The sequence below is a fragment of the Streptomyces sp. NPDC002958 genome (genome assembly GCF_055563255.1).
Map to the genome: position 1 here is coordinate 288,361 of NZ_JBVHDS010000002.1, position 26,027 is coordinate 314,387.

A 26,027-nucleotide genomic window follows, 5' to 3' on the forward strand; every position below is an offset into this window, starting at 1 on the left:
GGGCGCCGGGAACCGAACGCTCATGGATATGCGTTGTGGATCGCATGGAGACCAATGGGGCGGCGGGCGCCAAGCCGTCCGCGGGGGCGAAGTCCGGGCACGGCATCAGCCGACGCGCGCTGCTGATCGGCGCTGCCGCCACTGCCGCGGGCACGGCCGCGCTGGCATGGGAAGAGCTGGAGCGTGCCTGGTGGCGGCTGCCCGGGGTGGACAAGCCCCGGAAGCCGGGCGCGGTGGACTACGCGCGGGCCGAGTGGATATCGGCGTCGTCGGCGAACTGTCGGCGGGCCGACCGCCCCGCCGACTACGCCATCGACCGGGTCGTCATCCATGTCACCCAGGGCAGCTACCAAGGTGCGGTGAAGGTCTTCCAGGACCCGGGACACGGGGCGGCGGCGCATTACGTGGTGCGCAAGGACGGCCATGTGACGCAGATGATCCGTGAACTGGATGTGGCGTTCCACGCGGGGAACAGGTCGTACAACGAGCGCAGTGTGGGTATCGAGCACGAGGGGTTCGTGGACCGTCCGCAGGACTTCACGGCGGCGATGTACGGGGCATCGGCGCAGCTGACGGCGGCGATATGCGGGCGGTACGGAATACCCGTCGACCGCGAGCACATCGTCGGGCATGTGGAGGTGCCGGGCGCGGACCACACCGATCCGGGGGAGCACTGGGACTGGGACCGGTATCTCAAGCTGGTCCGGGCGGCGGATTCGAGGCCGTCCGGCGCTTGAGGGCGTGGCAGTCGCCGGAGAGGCCCGATCTACTCGACGGGCCCGATCCGCTCGTTCCGCTCGACAGGCCCGATCCGCTCGACGGGCCCGATCCGCTCACCGGGCCCGATCTGGTCTACGGGCCCGATCTGGTCTACGGCCTTGATCCGCTCAGCTGAGTCCCGCCGTCCGTGCCCGCTCCACCGCCGGGCCGATCGCGCGGGCCACCTCGTCGATGTCCTGCTTGGTGGACGTATGGCCGAGCGAGAAGCGCAGGGTGCCGCGGGCCAGGTCCGGGTCAGTGCCGGTGGCCAGCAGGACGTGGCTCGGCTGGGCGATCCCGGCGGTGCACGCGGAGCCGGTGGAGCATTCGATGCCCTGGGCGTCCAGCAGCAGGAGCAGGGAGTCGCCCTCGCAGCCGGGGAAGGTGAAGTGGGCGTTGGCCGGGAGCCGGCCGCCCGGGGCCGGGTCGCCGCCGAGGACGGCGTCCGGCACGGCCGCGAGCACGGCCGCGACCAGGTCGTCGCGGAGACCGCCGATCTCGCGGGCGAACTCCTCGCGCCCGTCGGCGGCCAGCCGTCCCGCGACGGCGAAGGAGGCGACGGCGGGCACGTCGAGGGTGCCCGAGCGGACGTGCCGCTCCTGGCCGCCGCCGTGGAGCACGGGTACAGGGGTGTATTCACGGCCGAGCAGCAGCGCGCCGATGCCGACCGGTCCGCCGATCTTGTGCGCGCTGACCGTCATCGCTGCCAGCCCGGACCGGGCGAAGTCGACTTCCAGCTGTCCGAAGGCCTGCACCGCGTCGGCATGCATCGGTACGTCGAACTCGCGGGCCACAGCCACCAGTTCACGTACCGGCATGATCGTGCCGATCTCGTTGTTGGCCCACATCACGGTGACCAACGCGACATCGTCGGGGTTACGGAGGATCGCCTCGCGCAGTGCGTCCGGGTGGATGCGTCCGTGCGGGTCGACGGGGAGGTATTCGACGTTCGCGCCCTCGTGCTCGGCGAGCCAGTCGACGGCGTCCAGCACCGCGTGGTGCTCGACCGGGCTGGCCAGCACCCGGGTGCGGTGGGGGGCGGCAGCGCGGCGGGCCCAGTACAGGCCCTTCACCGCGAGATTGTCGGCCTCGGTGCCTCCGGAGGTGAAGACCACCTCGCTGGGGCGTGCGCCGAGGGCGTCGGCGAGGGTCTCTCTCGACTCCTCGACGGTACGGCGGGCCCGGCGCCCGGCGGCGTGCAGTGAGGACGCGTTACCGGTGACGGCGAGCTGGGCGGTCATCGCCGCGATCGCCTCCGGAAGCATCGGCGTGGTCGCGGCGTGGTCGAGGTAAGCCATGGTGGGATCGATTCTACGAGCCCGCGGCGGGGCGTATGGCGGGCGCATCGCGGCCCGGCCCCGCGCACCGGGCAGGGCGCCCGGTCGCCCGCCCCGATCCGAAGCCCGATCCGGTCAGGCACGGGCCGTCGCCCACCCCGATCCAAAGCCCGATCCTGTCGGAGACGGCGCCCGGCAGAGAGCGCCGGTGCGGGACGCACGTATGTGGCCCTCCGCCCTCCGCCCTCCGCTCCCCCGCCCCCCGCGCCCCGCTCCCCGCTCCCGTGCGGCTATGCGCGCGGCGCCCGCGCGAGTTGGCGGGACTGGGCCACCAAGCGGTCCGCGCTGTCCCAGACATCCGCGTCCTCCTCCAGGAAGCCGCCCGCGAGGTTGCGGGTGGTGATGGAGACGCGCAGCGGGCCGGGGGCGGGGCGGCAGCGGATGTGGGTGGTGAGTTCGATGGTCGGCGTCCAGCCCTTGAGGCCCAGCTCGAAGGAAGTGGGCGGCAGGGCGTCGACGGTGAGCAGCAGCGAGAGCGGGTCGGCGTCGCGGCCGTCCGCGAGGCCGAACCAGCCGCGCATCTCGCCCTTGCCGGAGGGTGCGCCGACGGCCCAGCCGATCGTCGCCGGGTCGAGCCTGATGTCGAGCCGCTCGGTGATGGCGGAGCTGCCGGGGATCGGGGCCGGGCCGTCGCTCGGGCCGAGGCAGTGTGCCGGCGGCGGGATGGCGGGCGGCTTCGCCGAGGTGCGGACCTCGTCGGACAGCGCGTCCAGATCACCGTAGGTGGCGATGACCCGGATGCGTTCGACCTCGGTGCCGTCCTCCGCGTACTGGAAGAGGGAGGCCTGGCCGGTGGAGAGGGTGCGGCCGGTGCGGACCGTCTGGGTGCGGATCACCGCGGGGCCCGGGACGGACGCGGTGAGGTAGTGCGCGGAGACCGAGAAGGGGTCCGGGTGCGGCAGGGCCTCGCCGAGTGCGCGGCCGATCATGGCCAGCAGATAGCCGCCGTTGACCGCGTGGATGATCGTCCATCCGGCGGAGAGCTCGGCGTCGTAGACGCCTTCTTCGCGTCGAGTGACGGCGGTGTCGCAGTCGAACTCGCTGTTCCCGATGGTTGCCTGCGCGGTCCGCGTCGCCTGCTCTGCTGCCTGTGCCATGCGATGCACCGTACACCGATTGTATTACTGAGCGGTAGCTTTTTTGTGGCCGGAAGATGCCGGCGCGTGGCGTCGGCCCCGCCGCGAAGCCCCTGTCAGGTGGCCGCGGGGCCCTCCTCGGCAGTAGCCGACCGCCTGTTGTAGGCGCGTGGGGCCCGCCAGTGGTAGCGCATCGCCAGCAGCCGCAGCACGAAGGCCACGATCACCGCGGTGCCGCTGGTGAACGCGTTGAGCACGTCGAAGCGGAGGCACAGCGCGATCATGGTGGCGCCGACCATCGCGGGCACCGCGTACAGGTCGCGGTCCCAGCGCAGCAGCGAAGGCACCTCGTTGGCCAGTACGTCGCGCAGCACACCGCCGCCGACCGCGGTGGCCAGCCCCAGGGTCGCCGACGCGGTGAGACCGAGGCCGTATTCGTACGCCTTGACCGTGCCCGTGACACAGAACAGCCCGAGGCCGGCCGCATCGAAGACATTGACACCCACCTGGATCCGTTCGACGTGCGGATGCAGGAAGAACACCAGGCCGGCGGCAAGGAGCGGGGTGGTGAGGTAGCCGAGATCCGTGAACGCGGCGGGCGGGACCGCCCCGATGACGATGTCACGGAACAGCCCCCCGCCCAGCGCGGTCACCTCGGCGAGTACCGCGATGCCGAAGACATCGAAGTTCTTGCGTACGGCGAGCAGTGCGCCGGAGATCGCGAAGACGAAGATTCCGGCGATGTCGAGCGCATGCTGGACGGAGGGCGTGAACAGTTCGTTGAGCACCGGGTAATTGTGCCGGTACTACTCCTTCGGGCTGTCCTCCGGCGTATCGGACGATGCGGTGCCGTCGTCGGAAGCGGTCTCGCCCGTCTCCGGCTTGCGCACCTCGGCAGCCTCCGGCTTGCGCACCTCGCCCGTCTCCGGATTCCGCACCGTGACGACCTCGATCGCCTCGCGCGCCGCCGCCGTCACCGTCTCGCCGGGCGCCTGGTCGGGCGCGTTCTCCGGGTGGTGGCAGGCCACCTGGTGCCCGGTCTTCAGCGCGACCATCGGCGGCTCCTGCGTCTTGCAGATCTCCGTGGCCTTCCAGCACCGGGTGTGGAAGCGGCACCCGCTGGGCGGCGAGATCGGCGACGGCACGTCGCCCTTCAGCAGAATGCGCTCGCTCTTGGCCGAACGGCGCTTCGGGTCCGGGATCGGAACCGCGGAGAGCAGCGCCTTAGTGTACGGGTGCATCGGCGCCTTGTACAGCGACTCGCGGTCCGCCAGCTCCACGATCTTGCCGAGGTACATCACCGCGATCCGGTCCGAGACGTGCCGGACGACCGAGAGGTCATGGGCGATGATCACATACGTGAGGCCCAGCTCAGCCTGCAGATCGTCGAGCAGGTTCACGACCTGCGCCTGGATCGAGACGTCCAGCGCCGACACCGGCTCGTCCGCCACGACCAGCTTGGGGTTGAGCGCGAGCGCGCGGGCAATCCCGATGCGTTGGCGCTGACCGCCGGAGAACTCGTGCGGATAGCGGTTGTAGTGCTCGGGGTTGAGACCCACGACCTCCAGGAGTCGCTGGACCTCCTTCTTGGCGCCGCCCTCGGGCGTGACGCCCTGCAGTTTGAAGGGGGCGCCCACGATCGTGCCGATCGTGTGCCGGGGGTTCAGCGAGGAGTACGGGTCCTGGAAGATCATCTGCATGTCGCGGCGCATCGGGCGCATGGCGCCGACGCCGAGGTGGGTGATGTCCCTCCCCTCGAACTCGATGTTGCCCGCGGTGGGTTCGAGCAGCCGGGTGATCAGCCGGCCCATCGTCGACTTTCCGCAGCCGGACTCCCCGACGACGCCCAGGGTCTCGCCCGAGCGCACCTCGAAGTCGATCCCGTCGACAGCCTTCACGGCACCGGCGCTGCGCTGCAACAGCCCCTTCTTGATGGGGAAGTGCTTCTGCAGCCCGGTCACCTTGAGCAGCACCTCGCGGGAGGCGGCGTCCTTGACCGGTGCGCCGCTCCCGGCAGACCTCTGTGCCGGAACGTCCACGCCCTTGTCCTCGCTCGTCACGGCCTTGTCCTCGCTCACAGCTTGGGCGCAATCTCTTCGGTCCAGATACGCTCCCGCTGCTCCTGCGACATGTGGCAGGCCGCCCAGTGCCGGCTGCCGACCTCCTGCAGCTCGGGCCGTACGGTGCGGGTGACGTCGTCCTTGGGTACATCCGCGTACGGGCAGCGCGGGTTGAAGGCGCAGCCCGAAGGGATGTTGATGAGCGACGGCGGGGAACCCTTGACCGGGATGAGCCGGTCGGTCTGGTCGCGGTCGAGGCGCGGCATCGAGCCCAGCAGGCCCCAGGTGTAGGGGTGCCGGGGCTCGTAGAACACCTTCTCGGCCGGTCCGCGCTCGACGCAGCGCCCGCCGTACATCACCAGGAGGTCGTCGGCGAGCTCGGCCACGACGCCCAGGTCGTGGGTGATGATGATGACCGCGGACCCGAACTCCTTCTGCAGATCCCGGATCAGGTCGAGGATCTGTGCCTGGACGGTCACGTCCAGCGCGGTCGTCGGCTCGTCGGCGATCAGCAGCTCGGGGTTGTTGACCAGCGACATGGCGATCATCGCGCGCTGGCGCATCCCGCCGGAGAACTCGTGCGGGTAGCTGTCGACGCGCTTGTCGGGCTGCGGGATGCCGACCCGGTCGAGCATCTCGATCGCGCGCCTGCGGGCGGTCTTCCTGTCCACGTCGTGATGGACCCGGTACGCCTCCACGATCTGCTTGCCGATCGTGTAGTACGGGTGCAGCGCGGACAGCGGGTCCTGGAAGATCATGGCCATGTCGCGGCCGCGCAGCTTACGCACCTCGTCGGGGTCCGCGGACAGCAGTTCCTTGCCGTCCAGCCAGATCTCCCCGGTGACCTGTGCCTTGCGCTTTCCGTACTGTCCCGCGGTGTGCAGGCCCATGATGCCCAGCGAGGTGACGGACTTGCCGGAGCCGGACTCGCCGACGATGCCGAGGGTCTTGCCCTTCTCCAGCTGGAAGTTGAGCCCGTCGACGGACTTGACCAGACCGTCGTCCGTCGGGAAGTGCACCCTGAGGTCGCGCACTTCGAGGAAGGCGGTGGGAGCGGGCGAGCCGGCCGGGGAGGGTTCGCCCAGCGCGGCACCGCTCTTGTGCAGTTCGGTCATCCCAGCCTCACTCGCGGGTCGATGACGGCGTACAGAATGTCGACGACGAGGTTGGCGACGGCGATCGCGAGAGCCGCGAACAGGGTGACGCCGAGGATCACGGGCAGGTCCTTGCTGCTGATGGCCTGGACCGCCGCGAGCCCGAGCCCCGGGAGGTTGAACGTGGACTCGGTGAGGACGGCGCCACCGAGGAGCACGCCGATGTCGAGGCCGAAGACGGTGAGGATCGGCGTCATCGCGGAACGCAGGGCGTGCCGGGTGATGACGGTGCCCTCGCCCAGACCCTTGGAGCGGGCGGTACGGATGTAGTCCTCGCCGAGCACCTCGAGCATGGTGGCTCTGGTGAGCCGGGCATACATCGCGGCGTTCAGGAAGGCGAGCACGATCCACGGCAGGATCAGCGTCTGGAACCAGGTGCCGATGCTGTCGTCCGTGGAGAGGTTGTCGGCGATGTGCACCCAGCCGAAGTTGTGCACGAACAGGCCCATCGCGACCATGCCGGTGAAGAAGATCGGCAGGGAGACGCCGGCGAGGGCGGTGGTCATCGCGGCACGGTCCCAGATGCTGCCGCGCCGCAGCGCGGACACCACACCGGTGGCGACACCGCCGAGGAGCCACAGGACGCAGGCACCGGCGGCGAGCGCACCGGTGACGGGCAGGGCGTCCTTGAGCGTGGTCCAGACCGGTACCTCCGTGCGGAAGGAGTATCCGAAGCAGGGTGCGGCGCAGTGGGTGACGTCGTCACCGTTCGCGTAGTCGCGCCCCATCGGGATGCCCTTGACGAAGTCCCAGAACTGGACGAGAAGGGGGTCGTCGAGACCCAGTTTGATCCGGATGCCCTGGAGCTGCTCGGCACCTGTGGCCTTGCCGGCGAAGAGGACGGCGACGTCCTGACCCGCCCACTTGGGCAGCATGAAGAAGATGGTGAACGTCGCGAGCAGTACGACGAGCACCATGATGACTACGGCGAACAGGCGCCGGATGAGATAAGCAAGCACTGTGCGCGGCCCGGCGGTGGCCGGGAACCCCTTGTGGGGGCTCCCGGCCACCGCCCCGGCCATCACCTGCCCTTCGGACTGGCGGGTTTCGGCGGCGGTGGGGCAGTCAACCGGGTTGACTGCAAATGCTGTTGACTACAGCGACTACTTGACGACGCCGAGCGAGACGTAGTCGTAACGGCCGCTGTAGGCGTCGGACATGTAGACGTTGGTCAGTCGGTCGCCGCGCCAGGTGATGTTCTTCTCGTAGATGAAGGGCATCCAGTCGGCCTGGTCGAGGATCCGCTTGTCGAGCTCCTTGTAGATCTCGCCGGCCTTGACCGGGTCGGTCTCCGCGATCGCGTCGTCGAAGAGCTTGTCGATCTTCGGGTCGTTGATCTGCGACTCGTTGTAGTTACCGGTCTCGGCCAGGAACCGGCTGTCCCACAGCGGCTGGCCGAAGCCCTGGCCGGACGGGAAGTCCGGGCCCCAGCCGCTCATCGTCATGCCGTAGCCGCGCTTCTTCACGACGGACGGCGAACCGGTGATGCTGGACGCCTCGGCACCGTCGATCGGGTCGACCTCGATCTTGATGCCGACCTTGCCGAGCTGCTCCTGCATCGCCTCGGCGACGTCGACCTCGCCCGGGTTGTTGTTACGCGCGGTGAGCTTGGTGGAGAAGCCGTTCGGCTGACCGCACGCCTTCAGCTCTTCCTTGGCCTTGGCCGCGTCCGGCTTGCCCTTGCGGGCGAGAACACCGTACGGGTCGTAGTCGCTGTGGCCCTTGATGGAGGTCGGAAGCGTGCTGTTGGCGATCTCGCCACCGGCGATCTCGCCACCGCGGGTCTGCTGAAGGCTGGCGAAGTCCGTGGCGTAGAAGACGGCCTTGCGGCAGTGGACGTTGTCCAGCGGCTTGGTCGTGTGGACGAGCGCGACGTAGCGGACGAAGGACGTCAGCATGTTGTCGACGCTGTCCTTGTGGTCCGAAACGGCGGTGACACGGCCGGACTGGGTCATGCCGGTGCCGTTGAGGTCGACGTCGTAGTCGCCCTCCATCAGCTTCTTGTCGTTCTCCTCCAGGTTGGCGGAGATCGTCACGGTGACCTTGTCCGGCAGCGCGGCGCGCACCGGGTCCGAGGACTTCTGCCACTTGTCGTTGCGGACGAGCACGATGCTCTTGCCCGGCTTGTACGACTCGAACTTGTACGGGCCGGCGGAGAACGGGCGCTGGGTGTACTTCGTGCCGGTGTCCTTGTCCGCCTTCACGGGCGAGCCGGACGGCATGGCGAGGAACTGCTCGAAGTCACCGTTGGGCTTGGGCAGCCTGAAGATGATGGTGTTGTCGTCGGGCGTCTCGATCGCCTTCAGACCGAGCTTGTCCGCGGACTTGTCCTTGTAGGGGCCCTCGTACTCGCCCTTGGGGTCCAGCGTCTGCTTCAGGTACTGCGGGCCACCGGTGATGGTGTCCGTCGCCCAGATGCGCTCGATGCCGTACTTGACGTCCTTGGAGGTCAGCTTGGAGCCGTCCTCCCAGGTGAGCCCGTCCCGCAGCTTGTACGTGTACGTCTTGCCGCCGTCCGTGATCTCACCGGGGCCGGTGGCGAGGTCGCCGACCAGCTTGGTGGAGGCGGCGCCCGGCTTGGTGTCGTACGTGACCAGCTGGCGGGTGTAGAAACGCATGAAGTCCCAGGCCATGCCGTAGTAGGCACGCTGGGGGTCGGCGGAGTCGAGGTCCTGCTTGCCGACCATCTTCAGCGTTCCACCCTTTTTGGTGGACGGGTTGGCGACCTTGTTGAACGCCGCGTTGAAGCCGGCACCCTTCGCCTTGCTGTCGCCGCCGCCGTCGCCGTCGCCGCCGCCGCACGCCGTGGTGGTCACCAGCGCCGCGACCACGAAGGCCACACCAGCGGTGAGCCGTCGTTTCGAGGTAACTGTGGACATTTTCTCGCAACCTCCGAGATCGCGGTCCCAGGCCATTGCTTGCCGGAGAACCATGGGCAAAGCCACCTGACAGTGCGGCAGGGGCAAGTCGTGGGTTATCGGGTCCCCTTGGGATCCAAGGCGTCGCGCAGCCCGTCCCCGAAGAGGTTGAAGGCCAGTACGGTGATGAAGATCGTCACGCCGGGGAAGACCATGAACATCGGGTCGTGCTCGTACGTCTCCAGGGCGTCCCGCAGCATTCCTCCCCAGGAGGCCGTGGGCGGCCGGACACCGGCGCCGAGGAAGCTGAGGGCCGCTTCGGTGAGGATGTTGGTGGGGATCATGAGCGTCGCGTAGACGGTGATCGGCGCCACCAGGTTCGGCAGTAGCTCACGGAAGAGGATGTGCCCCCGCCCGCCGCCGAGACTGCGCGCCGCCTCCACGTACTCGCGTTCGCGCAGCGAGAGCGTCTGGCCCCGGACGATGCGTCCCACGTACGGCCATCCGAAGAAGCCGATGACGGCGACGAGTACGGCGATGCGCACCCCGCTGCCGGTGAGCCCGAGCAGATCGTCGGGGAGGACCGAGACGAGGGAGATGATGAAGAGGAGCTGCGGGAAGGACAGCAGTACGTCCATGACCCGGCTGATCACCGCGTCCACCCAGCCGCCGAAGTATCCGGCGACGATCCCGAAGAGCGTGCCGAGCGCCACGGCGACCAGGGCCGCCAAGAACGCCACGAGCAGCGAGATCCGGGCGCCGTAGACGATCCGGCTGAAGATGTCGCGCCCCTTGTTGGGCTCGACACCGAAGAGGTAGTCGCCGCTCACGCCGCCGAGGTCGCCCTTGGGGAGATTGGTGAGCGGGTCGAGCATCTCCTGGTGGAATTCGTTCGGCGGGTGTCCCAGCAGGTTCACGATCAGCGGCGCGAAGACCGCCACCACGACCAGGACGAGCACGGTGATACCGCCCGTCAGCGCGACCTTGTCCTGCTTCAGGCGGTTCCAGGCGATCTGCTTGAGAGACCGTCCCTCGACCTTCTTCACCCCGGAGTCGACTGCGGGACCGCCGGTCGCGATCGGGTCCGCTTCCTTGGTCGGCTCGTGCAGTGGTGCCGTCATCGTGGCAAGGACCCCTCTCAACCGGCGGTGGCCGGGCCGAACTGGCCGCTGTGGCGGCACGATCAGTCAGTCGTACGCAGAGGCGGCAAGACGCCCTTGCTGCGGGAGTCTTCATTGCCGTCGCGACAGCTAGCCATACCGACAGGCGAATGGATGCCTAACCGTGATGCGCGCAGGGGCGTTCCGTTATCCGAACGGACATGAACGCCCGTCGAACACAGGTCAGTTGAGGCGGAAAGAGGGCACAGATACAGATTCGCTTCGCATTCATCACCAGACGCCCCAGCGCGGAGATCTCGGACATGAGGAGTCAGGGGCCACGAAGAAGACTTGGGCGAGGCGCGGATTTCGCGTCGCGGCAAAACGAACGCGCGGCTGCATTACGGGAGTTGAGAACAATCGGCGACATTCCGGGCGCCGTGGACGTACAGCCCCCGTTGCCGGCAGGGTCAGTACGTGTTCTGCGGCGGCGGGTAGCCGTAGCCCGCCACCGGGGCCGCCGGCGCGTGGGCCTCGCGGTCGTAGAACGGGCGGGCGTTGGCACGCAGCCACATCGCGACCGGGTCGTACTCGTCCGACATCGCGACGGTGGAGACGGGCAGTCCCTCCGGTACCGCGCCGATCGACTGCTGCATCATCGCGCGCACCGCGTCGACCGAGGTCTGACTCGTGTCGTAGAGATCGAGACCGATGGCGAGATACGGAACCCCGAGCGCGGGCTGCACCCAGGCACGGCGCAGCGAGCGGATCGCGGGCGTGTGATGGGCGTTCTGCGTGAGCAGGGCGTAGAACTGCGGGGTCTCGATGGCCGGCTCGGTGAGCCGGAGCGGGCCCGCGGGCATCCGGTCGAGGCCGGTGGCGATCCGGCGCAGGTCCAGCCAGGGAATGCCCACGCCGCCGCCCGGGGCGTGCGGGTTGAGCCAGATGCCCCAGCGGTCCGGGAAGAGGGCGCGGGCGATGTCGCGGCCGGTGACCAGTTCATGGGCACGGTTCCAGCCACTGGCCGAGAGCTCCTGGGCGGAGGTCACACAGGGGGCGTAGCCGAGGCCGTCGATCTCCACGTTCCCGTACTGGGCATCGGGCGAGCCCGCCTGACCGTGCCAGAGGAGCATCCAGATCCGGCCGTTGGCGAGGGCCTGCAGCAGCGCCTCGTACGCGTCGTAGCGCCCGGGCGTCACTTGGCGCAGCATGTGCTCGACCTGCCCGGCCGCCGCGGTGCCTGACGCACTCACCTGGTCCCCGCCCCTCTTCGATCCACTGTGTCGGCCGCCGCGCCCGGGCACACGGGTGCGGCATGGTGCCGTGGCACCAGCCATCAAACCAGCTTATGCGCCGATCCTGACACCGACTTGACGCCTTGGTTCAACGCGTTGATCCGCTCCGAAGCGGTCCGCGGGCTCCGTGCCGGGCCCTACTAGCCCGCGCGCCGGTAGAACGGCCGGACCTTCTCCCGCATCCAGTCGCCGACCGGGTCCTGTGCCACGTCGAGCAGGACCAGATTGACCGGCCAGGGCACCGCGACCCGGCCGAGCGCCCGGCCGAGGGCGTCCATCGGGGCATTGCGCCCGGCGCCCTCCCAGGTGGAGACCTCGACGCCGATGAAGAGGACGGGCTCGCCCCCCTCGATGCTGGCCAGCGCCCGGCGGGCGGTGAGCACGACACCGCTCTCCTCGAATTCGCCGGCCGCCGCGGAGAGGAAGTCGATGGGCTCCTCCTGCCAGGCCGGTTCGTACAGCCGGACCCTGCCTCCGGTGACCGGCCCGTCCAGCGGGGTGCGTCCGGCGCGGCAGAGTTCGGCGACGGCGGGCGGCGGCAGCGGCACCCCGACGGCACCGCCCGGGTTCACCGCGATACCGAGCTGCGGTGGCAGGCCGCGGGCGAACTCGCGGGCGGGCGCGACGGTGTAGGACATATGGGTGCCGACGCAGGTGAGGAACTGCTGTTCGGAGCTGAACACGGGAACGTAAGCGGCACCCTCGATCTCCAGTGTGGGCAGGTCCAGGTCGGGGGAGTCGGGCCCGCCGCCATTGGGCAGGGGCACCCAGACGTGGCTGCGGCCGAGCACCTCGACGAGCCGCCCGCCCGCCTCCGGGCTGCCCACCGATGCCATCAGCACTTCTTCGAGCTCATTGGCCGGCCATCCGCCCTGCGGATGGGACTGGACCTGTGCCGGAATGTCCACTGCTTCCCCTTCTTGCCCGAGCCTTCCGGCAGAAGATTAACGTCCGGCCGCCCGGCCCTCCGGCCCCTCACCCCCATCTACCGGCCCTCCGGCCCCTCACCCCCGCCTATACGCCCGCGAACGTGATCCGGCCCAGCTTCCCCGCCGCCGCCCGGTCCAGCAGCACCACCGAAGCGCACCCGGGCGGCAGCAGGCCGGTCTCGGCGTTCCGCAACAGCCTGCCCACCGCCCTGCGGTGCCGGGCGAACGCATATCCGGAGACACCGCGTCCGCGCTCCCGCTGACCCTCCCGCGCCGTCTGCGGTGTGACATCGAGCAGGACGAGGTGGAGGGCGCGGCCCCGGCGCCGCGCGTCACGGGCCAGCCAGCCGCGTACCCACGCCTGGGTTCCGCAGTCGTGGACGACGACGGACTCGCCGGAGCGCAGCACCCGCCGCAGCCCCCAGTAGTGGGCTACGCGAACGACGGGACGGTAGAGGGAGTACGGGAGCAAACGGGGCATAAGTCGCGCCCAGCGGTCCCGGGTGTCCTGGGAGTCGATGGCGGGCACCGTCGTCACCGCCCGCCGGATGAGCGTCGATTTGCCGCTGCCGGGCAGCCCGGAGACGACCACCACATCGCCCGCCGCGAAGCGCAGGCTGCGCGGGCTGCGCCCGGCCCGCTCCCGCAGATCCCGTACGACGGGCGCCTGCGTGCCGAGCGTTTCGCCGGCCGGAACCCCCGGCCGTGCGGGCATCGCGTCGTGCGCGACCCCCGCGGTCGTCGCGTACCGCTGCAACGTCATCGCTCTCCCCCTGTCGGTCACCCACGTATGCCCATGAAGTGTAAAGAAAAGGTAATGCTGCACAACCGTCCACGCCGTTGATTCCCGTGAGGGACCGGGGCCCCACTCGGACGCGATGCGTGCGATGATGACCCGGCCAACTGCATAAAGGCCGTTTGAATCCGCGCGGGAGAGTTCCGGTCACTGCATGTGCCGGGCGCCGAAGGAGCAAGTTCCTCCCTTGAATCTCTCAGGCCCCGTACCGCGTGGATGAGGCAGATCTGAAAAGTGGGCCGCTCTGCGGCTCCACCCAAGGTGCAAGCCGTACCCTTCAGGGGCTCTCGGCGAACCTCTCAGGTTCCGATGACAGATGGGGAGGGATTGTCCTCGTCGTCATGCCCTGGGAGTCACATCCATGAGCACCGCCCCCCGCCTCACCGCCCTCGATGCCCTGCACCGTTCGCTGGGCGCGACCATGACCGACTTCGCGGGCTGGGACATGCCCCTGCGGTACGCCAGCGAGCGCGACGAGCACAACGCGGTACGCACCAGGGCCGGTCTCTTCGACCTGTCGCACATGGGCGAGATCACCGTCACCGGTCCCGGGGCCGCGGCCTTCCTGAACTTCGCACTGGTCGGCAACATCGGCACCGTCGCCGTGGGCCGCGCCCGCTACACGATGATCTGCGCCGAGGACGGCGGCATCCTCGACGACCTGATCGTCTACCGGCTGGGCGAGAGCGAGTACATGGTCGTCGCCAACGCGGGCAACGCCCAGATCGTGCTGGACGCGCTGACCGCGCGGGCCGACGGTTTCGACGCCGAGGTGCGCGACGACCGTGACGCGTACGCGCTGCTCGCCGTCCAGGGTCCCGAGTCCCCCGCCATCCTGGCCTCCGTCACCGATGCCGACCTGGACGGTCTGAAGTACTACGCCGGTCTGCCCGGCACGGTCGCCGGTGTGCCCGCGCTGATCGCCCGTACCGGCTACACCGGCGAGGACGGCTTCGAGCTGTTCGTCGCCCCCGAGCACGCCGAGCACCTGTGGAAGGCGCTGACCGAGGCGGGCGCCTCCCGCGGCCTGATCCCGTGCGGACTCTCCTGCCGTGACACGCTGCGCCTGGAGGCGGGCATGCCGCTCTACGGGCACGAGCTGACCACCGAGCTGACTCCGTTCGACGCCGGTCTGGGCCGGGTCGTGAAGTTCGAGAAGGAGGGCGACTTCGTCGGCCGCAAGGCCCTCCAGGCCGCTGCCGAGCGCGCCGAGACCGCCCCGCCCCGCAAGCTCGTCGGTCTGATCGCCGAGGGCCGCCGGGTGCCGAGGGCCGGCTATCCCGTTGTCGCCGGGGGCCAGGTCGTCGGCGAGGTCACCTCGGGTGCCCCGTCGCCCACTCTGGGCAAGCCGATCGCCATCGCGTACGTGGACGCCGCACACGCCACGCCCGGCACCGGGGGCGTCGGAGTGGACATCCGGGGCAGCCACGAGCCGTACGAGGTCGTGGCGCTGCCGTTCTACAAGCGCCAGAAGTGACGTCCGCGCACCTCGGAAGTGACGCAGTCGCGTCTCACAACGTAAGACCCCCGTTCACCAGCACTCCCCCGCATACAGGAGAATTCAGGTCATGAGCAACCCCCAGCAGCTGCGTTACAGCAAGGAGCACGAGTGGCTGTCGGCCGTCGAGGACGGTGTGGCCACGGTCGGTATCACCGAGTTCGCCGCCAACGCGCTCGGCGATGTCGTCTACGCGCAGCTCCCCGAGGTCGGTGACACGGTGACCGCGGGCGAGACCTGCGGTGAGCTGGAGTCCACCAAGTCGGTGAGCGACCTGTACTCGCCGGTGACCGGCGAGGTCACCGCCGCGAACCAGGACGTCGTGGACGACCCGTCGCTGGTGAACTCCGCTCCCTTCGAGGGCGGCTGGCTGTTCAAGGTACGCCTGGCGGAAGAGCCGAAGGACCTGCTCTCCGCCGACGAGTACACCGAGTTCTCCGGCAACTAAAGACCCCAAGGGACCACCTGATGTCGCTTCTCAACTCCTCCCTCCACGAGCTGGACCCGGACGTCGCCGCCGCTGTCGACGCCGAGCTCCACCGTCAGCAGTCCACCCTCGAAATGATCGCCTCGGAGAACTTCGCTCCGGTCGCGGTCATGGAGGCCCAGGGCTCCGTCCTCACCAACAAGTACGCCGAGGGCTACCCCGGCCGCCGCTACTACGGCGGCTGTGAGCACGTCGACGTCGTCGAGCAGATCGCCATCGACCGCATCAAGGCGCTGTTCGGCGCCGAGGCGGCGAACGTCCAGCCGCACTCCGGTGCGCAGGCCAACGCCGCGGCGATGTTCGCGCTGCTGAAGCCGGGCGACACGATCATGGGCCTGAACCTGGCCCACGGCGGTCACCTGACCCACGGCATGAAGATCAACTTCTCCGGCAAGCTCTACAACGTGGTCCCGTACCACGTCGACGACACCGGTGTCGTGGACATGGCCGAGGTCGAGCGCCTGGCCAAGGAGTCCAAGCCGAAGCTGATCGTCGCCGGCTGGTCCGCGTACCCCCGTCAGCTGGACTTCGCCGCCTTCCGCCGCATCGCGGACGAGGTCGGCGCGTACCTGATGGTCGACATGGCGCACTTCGCCGGCCTGGTGGCCGCGGGTCTGCACCCCAACCCGGTGCCGCACGCCCATGTCGTCACGACCACCACGCACAAGACCCTCGGCGGTCCGCGCGGTGGCGTCATCCTGTCGACGCAGGAACTCGCCAAGAAGATCAACTCCGCGGTCTTCCCGGGCCAGCAGGGTGGTCCGCTGGAGCACGTGATCGCGGCCAAGGCGGTCTCGTTCAAGGTCGCGGCGACCGAGGAGTTCAAGGAGCGCCAGCAGCGCACCCTGGACGGCGCCCGCATCCTCGCCGAGCGCCTGGTCCAGCCGGACGTCACCGAGGTCGGTGTCTCCGTGCTGTCCGGCGGTACGGACGTCCACCTGGTCCTCGTCGACCTGCGCGACTCCGAGCTGGACGGCCAGCAGGCCGAGGACCGGCTGCACGAGCTGGGCATCACGGTCAACCGGAACGCCATCCCGAACGACCCGCGGCCTCCGATGGTCACCTCGGGTCTGCGGATCGGTACGCCGGCCCTGGCCACCCGCGGTTTCCAGGCCGAGGACTTCACCGAGGTCGCGGAGATCATCGCGTCGGCGCTCAAGCCGTCCTACGACGCGGACAGCCTGAAGGCCCGCGTCGTCGCGCTGGCCGAGAAGTTCCCGCTGTACCCCGGCCTGAAGTAGTCCGGGACGCAGGTCGTCCTGAAGCGGTTCCGGGACGCAGGTCGTCATCTTTCGGGCGGGGCACCGCGCACACTGGTCAGTGGGCGCGGTGCCCCATCCCTTGTCCCCCGCTGCTCTTCGGGCCGACCGCCCGTATCGCATCACCCGGCAGACAACGGCGTCTACCAACCCTTAGGAGTCCCCCCGTGGCCATCTCGGTCTTCGACCTGTTCTCGATCGGCATCGGCCCGTCCAGCTCCCATACGGTCGGCCCGATGCGCGCCGCCCATATGTTCGCGCGCCGGCTGAAGAACGACGGCCTCATCGCCCACACCGTCTCCATACGCGCCGAGCTGTACGGCTCGCTCGGTGCGACCGGTCACGGCCACGGCACCCCCAAGGCCGTCCTGCTCGGCCTGGAGGGCGAGTCGCCCCGTACCGTCGACGTGGAGTCCGCCGACGACCGGGTGGAGCGGATCCGTACCACCGGCCGGATCAATCTGCTCGGCATGCACGAGATCGACTTCGACGCCGACGAGCAGCTGGTCCTGCACCGCCGCAAAGCGCTTCCGTACCACGCCAACGGCATGACGATCTTCGCCTTCGACCACGAGGGCGCCCCTCTCCTGGAGAAGACGTACTACTCGGTCGGCGGCGGCTTCGTGGTCGACGAGGATGCAGTGGGCGAGGACCGGATCGTCCTCGACGACACCGTGTTGAAGCACCCCTTCCGCACCGGCGACGAACTGCTGCGGCTCTCGAAGGAGACCGGTCTGTCCATCTCCTCGCTGATGCTGGAGAACGAGAAGGCCTGGCGCACCGAGGACGAGATCCGCTCGGGCCTGCTCGACATCTGGCGCGTCATGCAGGCCTGCGTCGCGCGCGGCATGTCCCGCGAGGGCATCCTGCCCGGCGGCCTCAAGGTCCGCCGCCGCGCCGCGAACACCGCCCGCCAACTGCGCGCCGAGGGCGACCCGCAGACCCACGCGATGGAGTGGATCACCCTCTACGCGATGGCGGTCAACGAGGAGAACGCGGCGGGCGGCCGCGTCGTCACCGCCCCCACGAACGGCGCCGCGGGCATCATCCCGGCCGTGCTGCACTACTACATGAACTTCGCGGCCGGCGGCGCCACCGAGGCGGAGAAGGAGGACGGCGTCGTCCGCTTCCTCCTGGCCGCCGGAGCCATCGGCATGCTCTTCAAGGAGAACGCCTCCATCTCCGGTGCCGAGGTCGGCTGCCAGGGCGAGGTCGGCTCCGCCTGCTCCATGGCAGCGGGCGCCCTCGCGGAGGTCCTCGGCGGCACGCCCGAGCAGGTCGAGAACGCCGCCGAGATCGGCATGGAACACAACCTCGGCCTGACCTGCGACCCGGTCGGCGGTCTCGTCCAGATCCCGTGCATCGAGCGCAACGGCATGGCCGCGGTCAAGGCCGTCACGGCGGCGAAGATGGCGCTGCGCGGCGACGGCACCCACAAGGTCTCCCTGGACAAGGTCATCAAGACCATGAAGGAGACGGGCGCGGACATGAGTGTGAAGTACAAGGAGACGGCGCGGGGCGGGCTCGCGGTGAACATCATCGAGTGCTAGGCAAATAGGCCCTGACCAGCGCGTTCGTACCTTTCAGCGCCGTCAGGGCCTTCCCTGCTTACGCGGCGGAATGTCCCCTGAATGTCCCTGGGACAACCGTGAAAGTCCCCGAAAAGCCCCGGGAAATCCCAGGCCGCCTCCGGTCAAGCCGCAATGCCACAGAATCACCCCCGAATAACAAGAATTTTGTTAACGTGGCTGCATGGCCACCAGCCCCGACCCTGCCCCCGGCGAAGGCCCTATCCGCCCGGTCTCCGTCTCCCTCCACGAAGGCACCATCGCCGCCCTCAAGGCACGCACCGGCAAGCGCAGCATGTCCGCCTACGTCGAAGCCCTCATCCAGCGCCAACTGGAACGGGACCGACTGCGCGAACTCATCGAAGACGCGGAGGCCGAGCAGGGCCCGGTGGATCAGGCGGCGGTCGACGCCAAGCGGGCGATCCTGCGCGGTGACACGGCAGGCTCGGCGGACGCCGCGTGAGCGGCACGCTGATGCTGGACTGCGAAGGCCTGTCCAAGCTCGTACGGCGCACCCCCGAGCTCACCGAGTGGCTGGCCGCGGCCGAGGCGGAGGACATCCGTGTCGTCACGAGCTCGGTGACCCTCGTCGAGGCCCGCGACCCCAGGACGAACCAGGCCCGCTTCGACTACGCCGTCTCCCGCGTCAACATCGTCCCGCCCACCGAAGCCATCGCCCGCCACGCGAGCAAGCTGCTCGCCGCCGCTGGCCTGCACGGCCACAAATACGCCCTCGACGCCCTCGTGGCTGCCACCGCACTGGCCTCGCCCGCTCCAGTAACCATCTTGACCTCAGACCCCGAAGATCTCCTGATGCTGAGCGGCCCTGTCGTACGCGTGGTGAAAATCTGACCCGCTCCGCAACTCATGGCCGAGAGATCTGCCCCGACAAAGCACTCTTCATCAGTGCGCGGGGCGGGCTCGCGGTGAACATCATCGAGTGCTGAGGAAGCACCCTCCGGCGTGGGCCTGCGGCTCGGATGGAGCCGCAGGCCCTTGCCGTATCGCCTTCCTGCCGTATCGCCTTCCTGCCGTGCGGCGGACGACGGTCGCGTGAAGGGCGATCAGAGCTGGTGGGTGAGCGAGGAGCCGTCGAACTGCCAGGCGGTACTTCCGGCGCCGTTCTTGCTGGTGGGCGAGGGGGTCGCGCCGGCGTGGACGGGGCCGGGGGTGCTGGGACGGGAGCTCATGGGACCGCACTCCTTGGTCTCGCCGGGCTTCAGCGTCACGGTGCAGGTCTGGCGGTTGCTGATGAAGATGTCGTCGGCGACGTTCGGATCCTCGTCCGCGCGGCCCAGGTAGTAGTAGACGGTGACGGTCTGGGCCGTGGGCGAGCTGACAAGGACCTTGTAGCCGACCTGTCCCGGCGCCCATGCGGTGACGCAGGGATTGAAGCTGAACCGCTTACTCGGTTCGGTCACCCATTGGCCGCGGCAGTGCCACTGCAGCGCCGGAATGTCGGGCGCGTCCGGGGCATCGTCGTCTTCGGCTTGTGCGGAACCGGCCGGACGCTCGGGTTTGTCGATGACGGCGCTGGGTGACGGGGTATCGCTCTTGCTGGGGGACGCGGTGACGGACGGAGAGGGCGAAGCCGTGTCGGTGGAGGGCTTAGGGGTGGCGGTGGCGGAGGTGTCCGGGCCGGTCGCGGCGGCGTGGGTGTCGTGGATGTCCTCGCGCTGGGTCCACCACCAGCCTCCGGCGACCAGCAGGGCCAGGGCGACCACGGTGGCGGTGAGGGCGGGGATGACCCGGCGGCGTCCGCTGCGGTCGGCGGCGTCGCGGCCGTTGCGCGGTGCGGCCCGGTTGCTGCGAGAGGAGACGGTGGTGCCGGAAGCGGCGTCGGGGGACGCGGCTCCGGCGGAGGACGGTGAACCGGGCGCCGCCGAGCCGGCGGGCGGCGTGGACGGGGCGGTGGCCGTCGAGGCGTCGGCAACAGGCGGTGTGTCCGGTTCGGTGAGAGGAGCGGTTGCCTGGAGGTGCGCGCCGGTGCCTTCGGCGGCGCGCTGGGCGGCCAACTCGGCGACCGGCGGCGGGAGCCAGGCGTCGGTGCCGAGGACGGTGACCACGTCGTCGGTCGGCTCGACCAGTTGCCGGAGCAAGGCGGCCGTGGTCGGCCGGGCAGCCGGCTCCTTGGCAAGGCAGGCCTCGACGACGGCGCGGAGGTCGGCGGACAGGTCGTCCAGGGCCGGACGCTCGTGCAGGGTGCGGTAGAAGAGGAGGTTGCGGTCGGTGCTGTACCGGCCGAAGGGGTTCTGGCCGGTGGCCGTGTGGGCGAGCAGTACGCCGAGGGAGAAGATGTCGGAGGGCTCGCCGACGGGCTGGTCCAGGATCTGTTCCGGCGAGGCGAAGCCTGGCGTGCCGAGGAACGCACCGGGGGCGGTCATCGTGGAGGCGTCGGCCACCACGGAGATACCGAAGTCGATGACGCGGGGGCCGTTCGAGGTGAGGATGACGTTCGACGGCTTGAGGTCCCGGTGGACGACCCCGGCGGCGTGGATCGCGGAGAGCGCCTCCACCAGGCCGGCGCCGAGGGCACGGACCGACGCCGTCGGCCAGGGGCCGTGCTGCCGAAGCGCCTGGTCAAGAGGGACTCCGGCAACGTGCACGGTGGCCAGCCAGGGATCGTCGGCCTCCGGGTCGGCGTCGACGACGGCCGCGGTGTAGGCGCTGTTGACCTGGCGGGCGGCCTGCACCTCGCGCGCGAAGCGGCGGCGGAACTCGGCGTCGTCGGCGCGATGGGGGCGGATCACCTTCACGGCGACCTTCATGCCGCCGGGACTGCGGCCCATGTAGACCTGGCCCATGCCTCCCTGGCCGAGGCGCGCGACGATGCGGTACTGCCCGATACGGTCCGGCAGCGGAGAGTTGTCCCAGTCCACGGTCGATTCCCTGTCAATTTCCGCACGCTCACCAGCAGTTGCGCGCATGTATGGGACTCGGGAGTCTGCCGAAAAGCAGTCTGAGCTGTCCATTCCGGTTCTGGCACCGTTCTGTTCCGCGTCGGTTCCGGACCGGGTGGGGCCCGAGGGCGACCCGGCGCCGTCGGTGAACTGCTCAGAGATGTTCGTGACGATCACGCAATTTCAGCCACAAACGACTTCCCTCCCTTGCCCACAGAGGGTTGACTACGGGTCACGCATGGTGATGCCGCCGTCCTGGGCCAAGGGCGCTTGCCATCGCGGGCCCGCGAGCCCGGCCCCGATGCCCCGACCCCCGGCGGAGGAGAGCGAGCAGGGATGACCGGCTCATCTCGTACGGTGACCCACCGGCCAGGGCCGGGCGAGAGCAGGCGGCCCGCGCCCCTATGCGTACTGGCGCCGGCGCGTGAATTTTGATCAGATCCCCGTTCGTATCGTTCATCCGCATCGTCTCGACGAGGGGCACCAATGAGCCAGATTGCGCTGCCAGAGTTTCATATGCCGTTCCAGAGTGCGGGATGCAATCCCGGAATCGAGCAGACCGGGAAGGCCGCTTGGGAATGGGCCGAATCCAATGGTCTCGCACTCTCCCCGATGGCCCGGAAGAAAATGATCCTGACCAGGCCCGAACTCTGGATATCCCTCATATTCCCCACTGCTTCGCAGCAGCATCTCGATCTCTTCTGCCAATGGCTCTTCTGGGCCTTCCTCGTCGACGACGAGTTCGACGACGGCCCCGCCGGACGTGATCCGCGCATGTGCGAGGCAGCGATCGACCGGCTGGTGGACGTGCTCGACGGCGGACAGCCCCTCGGCGCCATGGAGCACGCGCTCGTGGGCCTGCGGGCCCGTACGTACCAGGGCCGCTCGCCGCGCTGGATCCGGCAGTTCCGGCGGGACACGGTCGCCTGGCTGTGGACCTACTACGCCGAGGCGGTGGAACGGGCCGCCGGGCAGGTGCCGACCAGGAGCGAATTCGTGAAGCACCGCCGGGATTCGGTGGCCATGCAGCCCTTCCTCGATCTGCATGAGATCACCGCCGGCATCGACCTTCCGGAATCGGCCCGCAGCCTTCCCGGGTATATCGCCCTGCGCAATGCCGTAACCGATCACTCGGGGCTCTGCAACGACATCTGCTCCTTCGAGAAGGAGGCACTGCTCGGTTACGAGCACAATGCGGTACGGCTCATTCAGCGCGACCGGGGATTCACCCTCCAGGAGGCCGTCGACGAGGCCGGGGCGCAGCTCGCGGAGATAGCGGAACGGGTTCGGCGTGCCGAGAGGGAACTGATCGAGGAAATAGAGGCGGCCGGGATCCACGGCCGCACCCGGGCCGCGCTGGAGCGATGCGTGCAGGACTACCGCGGGCTGGTCCGGGGCGACTTCGACTACCACGCCCGCGCGGAGCGGTACACCCGTCCCGATCTGGTGGAGGTCGACGAACGGGCTTCGCTGTCACGGTACTTCGCCGCCTGATCGGCCGACAGTATGGCGCAGGGGGCCGGGGTCGGACGCCCGGCGGCGTATCTCCGAAGGTCCAACGGCCAGTCTCCGAAGGCCGACGGCCGGTCCCCGAAGGCCCAGCGGCCGGTCTCCGAAAGCCCGACGGCCAGTCCCCGAAGGCCCAGCGGCCGGTCTCCGGAAGCCCGGCAGCGGGTCCCCGAAGGCCCGACGGCCGGTCTCTGCATCCCCGCGCCGCCTCCGGCCGCCGTCAGCCACCCCCGACCGCTATCAGGGCTTCTGCCGCCGTCAGGGCTCCCTGCCGTCCGGGATGCCCGTCCAGCCCAAGTAGTCGCCTATCGGCGCCGGTTCGTCGTCTGCTCCCCTCAGTGGCAGCGCTCTGAGGGCCAGCGCCCACCCCAGCCGGGCCTCGCCCGACTCCGCGGAACGGCCGGTGAGTTCGGCGATCCGGCCGATCCGGTTGAGGACGGTGTTGCGGTGGCAGTAGAGCTGCTCGGCGGCCCGCGCCGCCGAGCAGCCGCTGTCGAGCCAGACCCGGAGCGTGCTGAGCAGCACGTCGCGCTCGACCGCCGTGTCCAGGACGGCGCCCAGCTGCGTGGTGACGATGCGCTCGGCGATCTCGGGCCGGCCGACGAGAAGGACCTCCGGCAGCCGGTCGTCGAACGCCGCCGCCTCGCCACTTCCTGCGGGCAGCGTACGCAGGGCCTGCTCGGCCAGCCGCAGGGCCCGGCCCGCCTGGGCGAGCCGGTCGAACTCCGGTGACACACCGGCGGTGGCACCGGTGTGGTGGCGCAGCAGGTCGAGCAGTACGCCGGACTCCCCCGCCGCCAGCCGCACGATGCCCGCGTACCGGCCCGATCTCGGCCGCCAGAAGGACCAGATGCCGTGGGCGTCGAGGACGGGTGCCGGGTTGGGCGGCGCGGCCGGGTCCTGGGCGGCGACGATGACGACGTACCGGTCGTGGACCGGCACGCCCAGTGCGGCGGAGGCCGCCGCCGCGACCGCCGGGTCGTCCCCGCGCCCGTCGAGCAGGGCCTCGAAGAGTGCGACGCGGCGGGTGTCCTGGCGGCCCTGCATCTCCAGCTGGGTCAGCCGGTACGACTCCGCCATCACGAGCGAGTAGCGGTCGATGGTCTCCCACACGGCGCCCGCCATGTCGAGCTCGGTGTCCCGGTCACCGGCGACCGGGACGACGGCGTCCTGTCCTCGCCCGGCTCCACCACCAGCTCCATCGACCCCACTGGCCCCACTGGACCCACCGACCCCACTGGACCCACTAGATCCACTGGCCCCATCGACCCCACCAGCCCCACCACCATCACCGCCCCTACCGACCCCACCTGCCGCACCGGCCCGTCCGGCCCGCGTCGCCCGCAGGTGTTCCGCCATCATCTGCCACATCACGCGCCCACCGCGCCGGTAGGCCTGCAGCACGGTGTCCAGCGGTACGTTCTGCTCCGCGCGTCGGCGTCCCGTCTCGCGCGCCGCGTGCTCGAATTCGCCCCCACTGGGGGGCAGCCCGCCGAAGTCCTCCAGCGCCCGCAGCAGGTTGTCGCGGCAGATCTCCCACAGATCGTCCCGGCTGACCGGCGTGCCGGAGGCGTACGTGCCGCTGTGCGCGTGGATGTCGGCGACGACCCGCCGGGTCAGTTCGTCGATCTCCGGCACCAGGGCGACGGCCAGGGCGCGGCGCCGTTCGCCGTCGTCCCCGCCATTGCCGTGGTCGTCGCTGCGAGGGGTCCGGGCTCCGGGATTGTCCGCCATGCCGGAAGGTTAGCGCCGGCCGCCCTTTAGGCGGATGCCTTGCCACGTACACCTCTGAGGGGCTGCTGCCCAGGTGGACGGGGCACATGGTGGGCACCTGCACATTGTGCGGAGGCGGGCCGACGGCCGATTCTGAGCAGCAGTAGCCGTGTACACACCATGTTCCTGGAGCGTGTCATGTTTCTCAGCGTCGCCGCTGTCCTCGGTGAGTCGGCCCGCAGGTATCCCGACCGCGTCGCCGTGGTCGACTCGGAGGCGCAACTCAGCTACCGGGAGCTGTGGGCCCGGGCGCTGCGCTGTGCGGGCGCGCTGCGGGCCTCCGGCGTGCGGCCGGGCGACCGGGTGGCGGTGCTGCTGCCCAATTCGGCGGACTTCCTGTACGCGTACTACGGGGTGCTCGCCGCCGGGGCGACGGTCGTGCCGGTGCACGGTCTGCTGGTGGCCGACGAGGTGGCATTCGTACTGCGGCACAGCGGTTCCGTCGCGCTGATCAGCGGTGGTCCGCTGTGGCCGGTGGCCGAGGAGGGGGCGCGCGCCGCGGGGGTACGGGCCGTGCGGGGCGTACCGACGGACGGTGTGCCGTTGCCCGCGCCGGAGCCCGCGGCACCGGACGACACCGCGGTGATCCTCTACACCAGCGGCACGACCGGGCGGCCGAAGGGTGCGCTGCTCACCCACCTCAACATCGTGATGAACGCGTCCGTGGTCGCCCACGACCTGCTGGGACTGGACGTCGACGACGTGGTCCTGGGCTGTCTGCCGCTGTTCCACAGCTACGGGCAGACCTGCGCGATGAACGCGACGCTACGGGCAGGGGCGAGGCTCGTCCTCATGTCGCGCTTCAGCGGCGCGGGCGCCCTGGAGCTGCTGGCCGCCGAGGACGTGAGCGTCTTCATGGGCGTACCGACGATGTACCACGCACTCGTCGAGGCGGCGGCGAAGAACGCCACGGCGCGGGACGACACGCCACACCGTTTCACTCTGCGCGCGGCCGTCTCGGGCGGCGCCGCGCTCCCCGTCGCCGTGCTCGAACGCTTCGAGGAGACCTTCGCGACGCAGATCCTGGAGGGGTACGGGCTGACCGAGACCTCCCCCGTCGCCACCTTCAACCAGCCGGATCTCGGTCGGCGCCCCGGCACGGTCGGCCACCCGGTCTGGGGTGTGGAGATCGGCGTCGCGGACGCGGCGGTCGAGGACGCCGTGGTGCTGCTGCTGGACGGGGAGGTCGGCGAGGTCGTGGTGCGCGGCCACAACGTGTTCGCGGGGTACCTCGACGATCCGGGGGCGACGGCCGCCGCCGTGGTCGACGGCTGGTTCCGCACCGGGGATCTCGGGGTGCGGGACAAGGACGGCTTCCTGAGCATCGTCGACCGGAAGAAGGACCTGGTCATCCGGGGCGGCTTCAACATCTATCCGCGTGAGATCGAAGAGGTGCTCGTCCGTCATCCGGCGATCTCCGAGGTCGCGGTGATCGGTGTGCCGGACGAGGCACGCGGTGAGGAGATCTGCGCGGTCGTCGTGCTGCGTGACGATGCCGGTGCGGTGACGGAACAGGACGTGATCGCCTGGTCCCGGGACCGGCTCGGGCGGCACAAGTATCCGCGGATCGTGCGGTTCACCGAGACGCTGCCGCTCGGGCCGACCGGCAAGGTCCTCAAGCGGGCGCTGACGGCCGCCTCTTCCTGATCCGGACGCGGCGCACGGCCTT

Annotated in this window: 23 protein-coding genes and 1 riboswitch; of the genes, 10 read left to right on the forward strand and 13 right to left on the reverse strand. The window is 69.7% G+C overall.

Annotated features, from left to right (window positions below; genetic code table 11):
• Nucleotides 1-44: 44 nt before the first annotated feature.
• Both ACZ3IC_RS04735 and ACZ3IC_RS04740 read left to right on the forward strand, forming a co-directional pair.
• Nucleotides 45-737, forward strand: a complete 693-nt coding sequence (locus ACZ3IC_RS04735) for an N-acetylmuramoyl-L-alanine amidase (protein WP_467413133.1) — start codon at nucleotides 45-47, stop codon at nucleotides 735-737.
• Nucleotides 734-895, forward strand: a complete 162-nt coding sequence (locus ACZ3IC_RS04740; protein WP_467412603.1) for a hypothetical protein — start codon at nucleotides 734-736, stop codon at nucleotides 893-895. Before ACZ3IC_RS04735 ends, ACZ3IC_RS04740 begins: the two co-directional genes overlap by 4 nt.
• On the opposite strand, the gene ACZ3IC_RS04745 is transcribed toward ACZ3IC_RS04740, so the two are convergent.
• The 11 genes from ACZ3IC_RS04745 to ACZ3IC_RS04795 all read right to left on the reverse strand — a co-directional run bounded on the left by ACZ3IC_RS04745 (nucleotide 888) and on the right by ACZ3IC_RS04795 (nucleotide 13,331).
• Nucleotides 888-2,057, reverse strand: coding sequence for a cysteine desulfurase family protein (locus tag ACZ3IC_RS04745; protein WP_467412604.1), 1,170 nt, complete (start codon nucleotides 2,055-2,057; stop codon nucleotides 888-890). The two genes, ACZ3IC_RS04740 and ACZ3IC_RS04745, sit on opposite strands and share 8 nt — an antisense overlap.
• Nucleotides 2,058-2,326: 269 nt before the next feature.
• On the reverse strand, nucleotides 2,327-3,193 hold the full coding sequence (locus tag ACZ3IC_RS04750) for a thioesterase family protein (RefSeq protein ID WP_467412606.1): 867 nt from the start codon (nucleotides 3,191-3,193) through the stop codon (nucleotides 2,327-2,329).
• Between the two features lie 95 nt (nucleotides 3,194-3,288).
• Entirely contained in the window at nucleotides 3,289-3,960 is a 672-nt protein-coding gene (locus ACZ3IC_RS04755; RefSeq protein ID WP_467412607.1) for a trimeric intracellular cation channel family protein, read from the reverse strand.
• A gap of 18 nt (nucleotides 3,961-3,978) precedes the next feature.
• Entirely contained in the window at nucleotides 3,979-5,211 is a 1,233-nt protein-coding gene (locus ACZ3IC_RS04760) for an ABC transporter ATP-binding protein (RefSeq protein ID WP_467413134.1), read from the reverse strand.
• Between the two features lie 35 nt (nucleotides 5,212-5,246).
• On the reverse strand, nucleotides 5,247-6,347 hold the full coding sequence (locus ACZ3IC_RS04765; protein WP_467412609.1) for an ABC transporter ATP-binding protein: 1,101 nt from the start codon (nucleotides 6,345-6,347) through the stop codon (nucleotides 5,247-5,249).
• The gene (locus tag ACZ3IC_RS04770) at nucleotides 6,344-7,345 is read right to left on the reverse strand and encodes an ABC transporter permease (RefSeq protein ID WP_467413137.1); all 1,002 of its coding nucleotides are present in this window, start codon (nucleotides 7,343-7,345) and stop codon (nucleotides 6,344-6,346) included. The genes ACZ3IC_RS04765 and ACZ3IC_RS04770 overlap by 4 nt, the downstream gene beginning before the upstream one ends.
• A 144-nt stretch (nucleotides 7,346-7,489) precedes the next feature.
• Nucleotides 7,490-9,265 carry an ABC transporter substrate-binding protein gene (locus ACZ3IC_RS04775; RefSeq protein ID WP_467412610.1) on the reverse strand — a complete coding sequence of 592 codons (1,776 nt, stop codon included), beginning with the start codon at nucleotides 9,263-9,265 and terminating at the stop codon, nucleotides 7,490-7,492.
• 95 nt (nucleotides 9,266-9,360) lie between these two features.
• Nucleotides 9,361-10,365: an ABC transporter permease gene (locus ACZ3IC_RS04780; protein WP_467412611.1), complete on the reverse strand. Its 1,005-nt coding sequence runs from the start codon at nucleotides 10,363-10,365 to the stop codon at nucleotides 9,361-9,363.
• A 449-nt stretch (nucleotides 10,366-10,814) separates the two neighbouring features.
• Entirely contained in the window at nucleotides 10,815-11,597 is a 783-nt protein-coding gene (locus ACZ3IC_RS04785) for an enhanced serine sensitivity protein SseB C-terminal domain-containing protein (protein WP_467412613.1), read from the reverse strand.
• 182 nt (nucleotides 11,598-11,779) lie between these two features.
• On the reverse strand, nucleotides 11,780-12,547 hold the full coding sequence (locus ACZ3IC_RS04790; protein ID WP_467412614.1) for an enhanced serine sensitivity protein SseB: 768 nt from the start codon (nucleotides 12,545-12,547) through the stop codon (nucleotides 11,780-11,782).
• 106 nt (nucleotides 12,548-12,653) lie between these two features.
• Complete coding sequence (locus ACZ3IC_RS04795; protein ID WP_467412617.1) at nucleotides 12,654-13,331, reverse strand: AAA family ATPase; 678 nt, start codon at nucleotides 13,329-13,331, stop codon at nucleotides 12,654-12,656.
• 156 nt (nucleotides 13,332-13,487) lie between these two features.
• Nucleotides 13,488-13,585, forward strand: a riboswitch (glycine riboswitch).
• Nucleotides 13,586-13,725: 140 nt separating this feature from the next.
• Here ACZ3IC_RS04795 and gcvT point away from each other — a divergent pair.
• The 6 genes from gcvT (at nucleotide 13,726) to ACZ3IC_RS04825 (ending at nucleotide 19,028) form a co-directional block, all read left to right on the forward strand.
• Entirely contained in the window at nucleotides 13,726-14,841 is a 1,116-nt protein-coding gene (gene gcvT / locus ACZ3IC_RS04800; protein WP_467412619.1) for a glycine cleavage system aminomethyltransferase GcvT, read from the forward strand.
• 91 nt (nucleotides 14,842-14,932) lie between these two features.
• Nucleotides 14,933-15,310 carry a glycine cleavage system protein GcvH gene (gene gcvH / locus ACZ3IC_RS04805; RefSeq protein ID WP_189281127.1) on the forward strand — a complete coding sequence of 126 codons (378 nt, stop codon included), beginning with the start codon at nucleotides 14,933-14,935 and terminating at the stop codon, nucleotides 15,308-15,310.
• 20 nt (nucleotides 15,311-15,330) lie between these two features.
• Complete coding sequence (gene glyA / locus ACZ3IC_RS04810; protein ID WP_467412623.1) at nucleotides 15,331-16,590, forward strand: serine hydroxymethyltransferase; 1,260 nt, start codon at nucleotides 15,331-15,333, stop codon at nucleotides 16,588-16,590.
• Nucleotides 16,591-16,775: 185 nt separating this feature from the next.
• The gene (locus ACZ3IC_RS04815) at nucleotides 16,776-18,158 is read left to right on the forward strand and encodes an L-serine ammonia-lyase (RefSeq protein ID WP_467412625.1); all 1,383 of its coding nucleotides are present in this window, start codon (nucleotides 16,776-16,778) and stop codon (nucleotides 18,156-18,158) included.
• A gap of 202 nt (nucleotides 18,159-18,360) precedes the next feature.
• Nucleotides 18,361-18,639: a hypothetical protein gene (locus tag ACZ3IC_RS04820; protein ID WP_467412626.1), complete on the forward strand. Its 279-nt coding sequence runs from the start codon at nucleotides 18,361-18,363 to the stop codon at nucleotides 18,637-18,639.
• Nucleotides 18,636-19,028: a type II toxin-antitoxin system VapC family toxin gene (locus ACZ3IC_RS04825; protein ID WP_467412628.1), complete on the forward strand. Its 393-nt coding sequence runs from the start codon at nucleotides 18,636-18,638 to the stop codon at nucleotides 19,026-19,028. The genes ACZ3IC_RS04820 and ACZ3IC_RS04825 overlap by 4 nt, the downstream gene beginning before the upstream one ends.
• A gap of 212 nt (nucleotides 19,029-19,240) precedes the next feature.
• On the opposite strand, the gene ACZ3IC_RS04830 is transcribed toward ACZ3IC_RS04825, so the two are convergent.
• On the reverse strand, nucleotides 19,241-21,055 hold the full coding sequence (locus ACZ3IC_RS04830; protein WP_467412629.1) for a serine/threonine-protein kinase: 1,815 nt from the start codon (nucleotides 21,053-21,055) through the stop codon (nucleotides 19,241-19,243).
• 507 nt (nucleotides 21,056-21,562) lie between these two features.
• Between ACZ3IC_RS04830 and ACZ3IC_RS04835 the strand changes: the two genes are divergently transcribed.
• Nucleotides 21,563-22,570 (forward strand): terpene synthase family protein, encoded by a 1,008-nt coding sequence (locus tag ACZ3IC_RS04835; RefSeq protein WP_467412630.1) that lies wholly within the window; start codon nucleotides 21,563-21,565, stop codon nucleotides 22,568-22,570.
• A 273-nt stretch (nucleotides 22,571-22,843) separates the two neighbouring features.
• Here the strand turns inward: ACZ3IC_RS04835 and ACZ3IC_RS04840 are convergent, their stop codons facing one another.
• Nucleotides 22,844-24,319, reverse strand: coding sequence for a PucR family transcriptional regulator (locus ACZ3IC_RS04840; protein ID WP_467412632.1), 1,476 nt, complete (start codon nucleotides 24,317-24,319; stop codon nucleotides 22,844-22,846).
• A gap of 177 nt (nucleotides 24,320-24,496) precedes the next feature.
• On the opposite strand from ACZ3IC_RS04840, the gene ACZ3IC_RS04845 reads away from it, so the two are divergent.
• The gene (locus tag ACZ3IC_RS04845; RefSeq protein ID WP_467412633.1) at nucleotides 24,497-26,005 is read left to right on the forward strand and encodes a long-chain-fatty-acid--CoA ligase; all 1,509 of its coding nucleotides are present in this window, start codon (nucleotides 24,497-24,499) and stop codon (nucleotides 26,003-26,005) included.
• The last annotated feature ends 22 nt before the right edge of the window (nucleotides 26,006-26,027 follow it).

Excerpts from the sequence above, each read along its gene's own strand:
- ACZ3IC_RS04735 (WP_467413133.1), top strand. The coding sequence starts at position 45 with ATGGAGACCAATGGGGCGGCGGGCGCCAAGCCGTCCGCGGGGGCGAAG.
- ACZ3IC_RS04745 (WP_467412604.1), bottom strand. The coding sequence starts at position 2,057 with ATGGCTTACCTCGACCACGCCGCGACCACGCCGATGCTTCCGGAGGCG.
- ACZ3IC_RS04750 (WP_467412606.1), bottom strand. The coding sequence starts at position 3,193 with ATGGCACAGGCAGCAGAGCAGGCGACGCGGACCGCGCAGGCAACCATC.
- ACZ3IC_RS04765 (WP_467412609.1), bottom strand. The coding sequence starts at position 6,347 with ATGACCGAACTGCACAAGAGCGGTGCCGCGCTGGGCGAACCCTCCCCG.
- ACZ3IC_RS04775 (WP_467412610.1), bottom strand. The coding sequence starts at position 9,265 with ATGTCCACAGTTACCTCGAAACGACGGCTCACCGCTGGTGTGGCCTTC.
- ACZ3IC_RS04780 (WP_467412611.1), bottom strand. The coding sequence starts at position 10,365 with ATGACGGCACCACTGCACGAGCCGACCAAGGAAGCGGACCCGATCGCG.
- ACZ3IC_RS04795 (WP_467412617.1), bottom strand. The coding sequence starts at position 13,331 with ATGACGTTGCAGCGGTACGCGACGACCGCGGGGGTCGCGCACGACGCG.
- gcvT (WP_467412619.1), top strand. The coding sequence starts at position 13,726 with ATGAGCACCGCCCCCCGCCTCACCGCCCTCGATGCCCTGCACCGTTCG.
- gcvH (WP_189281127.1), top strand. The coding sequence starts at position 14,933 with ATGAGCAACCCCCAGCAGCTGCGTTACAGCAAGGAGCACGAGTGGCTG.
- glyA (WP_467412623.1), top strand. The coding sequence starts at position 15,331 with ATGTCGCTTCTCAACTCCTCCCTCCACGAGCTGGACCCGGACGTCGCC.
- ACZ3IC_RS04820 (WP_467412626.1), top strand. The coding sequence starts at position 18,361 with ATGGCCACCAGCCCCGACCCTGCCCCCGGCGAAGGCCCTATCCGCCCG.
- ACZ3IC_RS04835 (WP_467412630.1), top strand. The coding sequence starts at position 21,563 with ATGAGCCAGATTGCGCTGCCAGAGTTTCATATGCCGTTCCAGAGTGCG.
- ACZ3IC_RS04840 (WP_467412632.1), bottom strand. The coding sequence starts at position 24,319 with ATGGCGGACAATCCCGGAGCCCGGACCCCTCGCAGCGACGACCACGGC.
- ACZ3IC_RS04845 (WP_467412633.1), top strand. The coding sequence starts at position 24,497 with ATGTTTCTCAGCGTCGCCGCTGTCCTCGGTGAGTCGGCCCGCAGGTAT.